This is a genomic window from Acinetobacter sp. YH12097 (assembly GCF_013419225.1).
GTDB lineage: Bacteria > Pseudomonadota > Gammaproteobacteria > Pseudomonadales > Moraxellaceae > Acinetobacter > Acinetobacter amyesii.
Genome location: NZ_VPAN01000072.1, coordinates 1 through 6888, shown reverse-complemented (window position 1 = coordinate 6888; position 6888 = coordinate 1). Strand labels below are relative to the sequence as shown.

The window sequence follows — 6888 nt, the reverse complement described above, 5'->3', positions numbered from 1 at the left end:
GGACAAGCATCGTCATTTTATTATGGTCAGCCTCAGGGTGAAGTGTGTCTAATCAACAGGGTTTTCGGTCTCTAAGTACTTTTTAAAGGGAACATCATCGACTCAAATCTCTATTTGCAACAGTGCCTTAAATAGTCCTATCATCCATAGGGCTTGAAAAAACGGCTCCAGAAGCCCCTTTTTTCTGGTTCTGGCTCAATATGTTCAGGGACTGGAATACGCTTATTTTCCTTTTGTTCCGGAGTAGTCAATCCGTCATCTTTCTGGTCTGGTTCTAGTTTAGGATTCTCTATCATCTCAGAATCAACAGGAGGAACAACTTTGTGCTCTTCTACCCCTGTTTTTGGTTGTTCAAGCTGACCTTTAAACTCAATTCTATGAGTCAAATCTTCTATGTGTTGCATCAAAGCCTTTTCTCTGTGATTGGCTAAGTCCAATTGATTTTTAAGTAATGAAATTTGATCTTTTAATACAGTTTCGACTTCTGACTGGACGTGTACATGTACATCCTTCTGTACGTGTTCAGTGCGTGTACTGGACTGAACACCTGAAGGATTTCCGTAGACTCTGATAAGTTCAGATAGATCTATAAGACCATCATGATCCCTTGATAATTCACCATTTTTTATAGCTTCGTATATTGTTGTACGTGATTTTTTAAAGGCTTTACTAGCGTCCATAACGCTAAATTTTGTTGTGTTCAATGGAATCCCTCAGTGCGTGTACAAGGATGTTCATCTGAACATTCTACCTAAACATGAAATTTATTTTGTATTAAAGCCTACTTTCTTTAGATAGGGGAGTAGCTCTTCAATTTTTTTGTTCAATAGTAAGGTCGACATTGAATTCTGCTAATTTTTCAATCCATCTATTACCTTCGTTGTTCTTAAAATCAGTTTTTATTCTTTCTACTAATTCGTCTGTAGTCTCACCAGATTCTTTGAATCTCAAGCTCAATTCTTCACTTTGAATTATCGTTAAATAAACCATTTTTGCAGTTATTTTATTTTGCGCTTGGTTACTACCAGTTTCACTTTGTTGATTAGCTCCAATAGTTTTCTTTTTTCTAACTATAAAATTAACATGACTAGCTTTGCGTCCTTCTTTCTTAACTGCTTTAAACTCAATAGTCAGTTCTGTTTTAGAGTTAATGTCATCAATATGAGGTTTAAGAATAGTACTTTTGAAATCTCTATATTCTGGGTATGAATTTTCTGCTAGACCTAAAGCACTTTTTAATTCTTTAATGGATACATCGAAATTAGAACGAAATTCATTTTGTACCAAGAATGGGTAAAGTTTTAAACCGTGACCATGTAAGGCAACAGCCGACTTAACTTTAAATTTTGTATACGAATTTTGTTTATTAAAAACATACATAATGTATAGGGCAAAATGCGTGAAAGAAATATAAAAACATCCATCCTTGTATGAGCATGTACTAATGAGTCTTGTTCGAATTTCTCGATCTTTTCCAGGATGATAAAAAACTACACTGTGGTCGTAGAGAGCATCTACTACTCGGTTTAAGGCTACATAAGCACTGCTTGGCTTTAAGCCCGTCAATTCAGCATATTCTTTAGCTGTTACAGTGAATTCTGTTGTTTCATTGGGATCTGATGCTAGCCGAACTTTAGGGCTAAAAAAGAATAGCAATTTTAGAATATCGTCTTTTGGTGATTTCTCATGCTTCAATTGCCAGAAAATATTTTGAAAGACAGCATAGTCTTTTGGATAACGTTTGGCAGGTGCTGCAAGAGGAAAAAGAGATTTGTCATGTTCCTCAAAATTTTTAATTTTCTTTAATGATACAGCCATCTAAAATCACTATTCTTCTATTATGTGGTGGTATTTTTAATACTATTCACCCCCACTTATTAAGTCAAGCATATCTTGATTACAACCTAACATTTCGCCCCCACTAACCTAACATTTCGCCCCCACTAACCTAACATTTCGCCCCCACTAACCTAACATTTCGCCCCCACTAACCTAACATTTCGCCCCCACTTAAAGTCAAAAACCTAACATTTCGCCCCCACTTAAAGTCAAAAACCTAACATTTCGCCCCCACTTTAGTGTCTGAAACACTGGTATAGCAACACATTGAGACTGGTCGTAAAGCTTTTTAAAAGCTTTTTAAAAGCTATTAAAAGCTTTTAATAAAGCTTTTAAAATTAATAAATGAAAAATTGCCCTTGGTTTTCGCTACGCTCAAACTCTATTGAATCTCGCTTTCGCTCGATTCGCCGGGGCAATTTTTTGGTTTATGTTTTCGTGAATTTAAGAAAAAGCAAAAGCAAGATCAAAAGCAACTCGGAATTCGCTTCGCTCATAGAGCTTTTTTACTCGCTACGCTCGGTCTAGGCTCAAATTTCTGCATATGATTTACGCTTATTTAGGCTTCACAGCTTAAAAAACGGTTTTTCAGAGAGTCTAGGCGCGAATTTTGGTGGTTCGCTCGTAGACACTCGCTCTATAGATGCTTATACAAGGCTTAAAATGGCGTTTTTTAGCCCGATTACAAAGTCATGTGATGAAATGATGGTTTTTGCTATGAAGTGGCTTAAATCGCAAATGAGAGCGAAATAGAGTTATTTTTATAAAGACAAACCCAGCCCCTAAGGGGCTGGGTTCTTAAAACCACTAGTTTGTACGTATTTATACTGCATCAACAGTTTGAAAATATCATTGTCGGCCAAGACAACTAATTTTCACGATTGTAGAATCGTTTTAAGACAGTTTTTTCGGTAAATCATGCTAGCCAAAGCATGTTGATACCACTCGAATATTACCGAAAAAAATCTGTTTTCAATCACCTTAAACATCACCAACTTATCGGCATAGACTTTCCCAATTAACAGCGCTTACGTTTTTATTCGCTCGAACTGTCTGCAACCTCGATGTAGCTAAGGTTTTGTACTGGTCTATTCTCTAACACTTCTAAAGACCGTCACCGATCACCACCTCGTTGTTTGCCTAGAATTGCTTTTCTGTGAACTCATCAATCAGAAATTAAATATCTACAACTCATACGGTGTGAAGTGCGCCCACGTTAGTTTCACTTGTCTTTGATTTCAATAAAAAACATTGAAATCGAGTAGTACGCTTATCTCTAACTTAACTAAAATCAATTCCATACTTCGCTAGACCGCAGTTCCAAGTCTTTTCTAGCTTATATTTCCTAGTTAAATTAATAAGGTAAAGCACTTACTCTACGCATATCGACTGCCATCAACTATTTTGTAGTTGTATGTTGACAGAGACGACCTTACAGGCTTGAGCTATCCATTGATCTGTCAGCAATTTGCAACGTATCTCTACGAATTCAGCAAATCACCGTACAGTACCGAACGATCCAGTTATTCACCTCACGCCCCTGACACCTTACGATGCCCTCAAAAGCCCACCTGTGCGCCTTGACTATGCCCTTGCGAAGCATCTGCCAAGCGGTTATTAACGCCATTCACCCAATCCTTGAGATGGCTCACCGTAACAAATAAAACAGGGTTAATTCACTAAGTTACCAGTCGCATGTTTTAAACGCTGATAACCCGTCAATTCCCGTGTCCGTGTCGCCCTACTTGCATCCTGTAAAAACAGGAACATAACTTTTGTAACAGGTAGAAAAGAGGAGTCACACCTCTCAGCCCCTATCGTAGCCGCGCCAGCTAGATTTCTCACGCACGCAGCTTCACCGATAAAAATTTTCACAACTTGGCACGTTGCGAAAATGGGTGATGTTGTTTGTTCATGGTTGGCAATCCATGAACAAACAATTTTTAAGGAAAATTGAATGTATGGATTGGCAGTCCAACGAAAAAACAATATCTACAAATCTGATCTTATGCGTATCAAATACCATGTCAAGTCGAATTTTTGGAACTGCTAATTATGCGATAGCATAATTCGGTTATAACTACCTATAACTAGTCTTTTAGATATAACTATTAAAAAAATCTTTGGAATACCTTTAAGAATCTACAAATGAAGGTATATTGATAATTAAATTTTTGGACTAAATAAGAAAAAATGATTTATTACACCACTGGCATAAAAGAGTTCACTCATACGACCCTTGCATGTTTCAGCAAAGGTTACGATTTGGGAATTTTGATTAAACCGAGCAGTTTTAGTAATGCAGAATCCATGCTTGAAAAGTGGAATGACCGCTATGGTTTGCTGAATACACCACAACAGCAGTATCGAAAATTTCTGTCCGGACAAAGTACGTTTTGTTGCATCGTTGCGAATGGCGGTTGTTTTCAGAAAGAAAATCTAACCGAAGCTGATTTTTATCGTTACTTGCGTGATAAATCGAAAAATGAAAATAAGTTATATACCCTTAGACCCCCGACTTTGCTTTTACTTTGCCGTGTAAATGACTTACTTCTACGTTTGCCTGATGGTGTGATTATTCAGAATAAATATGATCATCTTGATTATTTAAATGATCAAATTTCTAAACAGGTCAAAGGTGCTGAAACCTTTGGAAAGATATCCTTAACAGTGGGTGAATATACTTTTTTACAGCTCACAAAACGAGCCAAAAGTATCAAAGAATTGCAAGAAATGGGTTTAAGTGAAAATACCAAACATGCGACTAACTTTACATGGCGTTTGAAGCAAGAAGCGTTTGAGGCTGTGCGTCAACGTGGCGTTAATTTGGTAAATAGCTTTCAAAAAAATAAATCCAATACGGATGTAAAAGAACATTTTGAAAAGTACCTTTTAAGCCTTGAGGGCTATATTGGCTACCGTGGTGTACGTGTGCAGATCGGTAAGTTATATAGCATGTTCACGGCTTATTTTCAGTCAAAAATGAACCGTAGTTTTTTAGGTGCAGGTGGACGAAAGTTAAATCTAAGCTATGTCCGTGCTTCCACTCCAAAAATTAAAAATAATACGGAAATCCATACATATTTTAGGGCTATTAAAGACGAAGCCAATCAAAGCTCAAGAGAGCTACTTTTGGCATGGAAAAGCAGTGAGGAGGGTAAGAGGTTTTTAGCGTCCAAAAGCAGTGATGGCTATGTTTATAGCGATAGTTTTTACAAGGATATTGAGTGATGGCTAAAACCCCTTATTTCAATAAACGTAGGTGGCTTGAGAGCCGACAGGATGAAATTACCGAGCTGTACCGCACGGGTAAAAGTTGGCATGAAATTGTTGAGCATTTAAAAATTTCTCATGCCATGCCCTTTGCCCTGATTGAAGCCGATTTTTTTAAATATTGTGATTTTTTAGTTGATGAGGTTGCGACAAGTCACTTTGAGGAAAATATTGAGCTACAGCGACAGCTCACCGACTTTAAAAAGCAATTTTCTACAATAGAAAAAGCTAAAGAATCTCTAGAACAAGAGAATGAAGCCCTCAAAGAAAAAAACATAAAACTGACTGCTAGAGCAAAGCAGTTGATTCAAGAGTCTAAAGAGCAGGATGAATTTAATGAGGAAAGTCAAAAAATCAATGCCGATCAAGCGAAAAATCTTATTCAGCAGATCAATTTAAATAAACAACTGGAGCAATCCAATACTGCGCTATCACTTAAAAATGAACAGCAGAGCGAAAAATTAGAAAAAATTTCAAAATATATGGATGCTATTCAGGCTGAAATGGATAAGTTTTCAATGTCAGAGGTGGAGTATAAGGAGAAAATTAAAATAGCTCATGATACGATTTTTAGGCTTAAAGCAATGCTAACAGTGCTACTTGTAATATTGTTAGGTTTCGCCTTTAAATCAGGTTTATTTGCGTAGAAAAGACGATTTCACAGAAGATGCGACATTATGTAAATTTGGAGTATACCCTAAAGTAACAATATAAAAGTTCTTAAAACTATGTAACATTTAAATGATTTTTAACCATATATAACATGTAACTTTGATATTTAAGATTTATAATTTACGAAATTGTTCATTTTTATCTAATTGGGGCGTGAAAGAGTGAAAGGCCAAAAAGTAGGTTATGTGCGAGTGAGTTCGGTCGAGCAAAATACAGGGCGTCAACTTGAGGGAATTGAAGTCGACCGGATTTTTGTTGACCGTGCTTCGGGTAAAAATACCGACCGACCGAAATTTCAAGAAATGTTGAACTATGTCCGGGAAGGGGACAGGGTGATTGTACATTCCATGGATCGTTTTGCACGAAGTCTAAAAGATTTGGTCACTGAAGTAGATAAACTGGTCAAAAGAGGGATCGCTATCCAGTTTGTAAAAGAGAATATTACTTTTACTGCCCAATCCACGCCGATGGATAATTTGATGCTGCAACTGATGGGTGCTTTTGCGCAATTTGAACGTGAAATCATTCTGGAAAGGCAAAAGGAAGGAATTAAACTCGCCTCTGTTCAAGGGAAGTACAAAGGCCGGGTACATAAATTGAAGCCTGATAAAGCTGAAGCTTTGCGACAAGCATGGAAGGAAGGGCAGTATCCTTCAAAAATGGCATTAGGCCAGGCATTTGGAATTAGCCGCCAAGCGGTATACCGCTATTTAAAAGCCGGAGAGGAACTCAGTTGAAATTGGCGACTATAATTATTTATCTTATGAAAACTGTGGAACACTGACCCGGTACGGTTCAAGTAAAAATAATTATATTGCTGAGGAGGTTCTTATTGAAAGAGCTGAGAAGTTGGTAAAAACTATTGAAGAAATAGCTAAAAATCAGCCTGTAAAATACGGGCTGATTTATTGTTATAACTTTTAAAGATTAAGTTTAAAATAATATTAGCTAGGTGTTGGAATATTAGTAGTTATAACGGCACTGTTGCAAATAGAGATTTGAGTCGATGATGTTCCCTTTAAAAAGTGCTTAGAGACCGAAAACCCTGTTGATTAGACACACTTCACCCTGAGGCTGACCATAATAAAATGACGATGCTTGTCC

At 37.0% G+C, this 6888-nt stretch carries 5 protein-coding genes and 2 pseudogenes; 4 read left to right on the top strand and 3 right to left on the bottom strand.

Annotation, left to right across the window (positions count from 1 at the left end):
- Positions 1-75, top strand: a pseudogene (locus FTU37_RS16045) (IS6 family transposase); the annotation flags it as partial.
- A 65-nt stretch (positions 76-140) separates the two neighbouring features.
- Here FTU37_RS16045 and FTU37_RS16040 read toward each other — a convergent pair.
- On the bottom strand, positions 141-680 hold the full coding sequence (locus FTU37_RS16040) for a plasmid replication DNA-binding protein (protein ID WP_096902770.1): 540 nt from the start codon (positions 678-680) through the stop codon (positions 141-143).
- A gap of 130 nt (positions 681-810) precedes the next feature.
- The gene (locus FTU37_RS16035; RefSeq protein WP_096902771.1) at positions 811-1818 is read right to left on the bottom strand and encodes a replication initiation protein; all 1008 of its coding nucleotides are present in this window, start codon (positions 1816-1818) and stop codon (positions 811-813) included.
- Between the two features lie 2331 nt (positions 1819-4149).
- On the opposite strand from FTU37_RS16035, the gene FTU37_RS16030 reads away from it, so the two are divergent.
- From FTU37_RS16030 to FTU37_RS16020, 3 genes are all read left to right on the top strand, one after another.
- Positions 4150-5070, top strand: coding sequence for a hypothetical protein (locus tag FTU37_RS16030; protein ID WP_180118541.1), 921 nt, complete (start codon positions 4150-4152; stop codon positions 5068-5070).
- A complete protein-coding gene (locus FTU37_RS16025) occupies positions 5070-5759 on the top strand; it encodes a hypothetical protein (RefSeq protein WP_180012498.1) in 690 nt (229 codons plus the stop codon). Before FTU37_RS16030 ends, FTU37_RS16025 begins: the two co-directional genes overlap by 1 nt.
- A 186-nt stretch (positions 5760-5945) precedes the next feature.
- Positions 5946-6521 (top strand): recombinase family protein, encoded by a 576-nt coding sequence (locus FTU37_RS16020; RefSeq protein WP_075316580.1) that lies wholly within the window; start codon positions 5946-5948, stop codon positions 6519-6521.
- A 292-nt stretch (positions 6522-6813) separates the two neighbouring features.
- On the opposite strand, the pseudogene FTU37_RS16015 reads toward FTU37_RS16020, so the two are convergent.
- A pseudogene (locus tag FTU37_RS16015) lies at positions 6814-6888 on the bottom strand (IS6 family transposase); the annotation flags it as partial.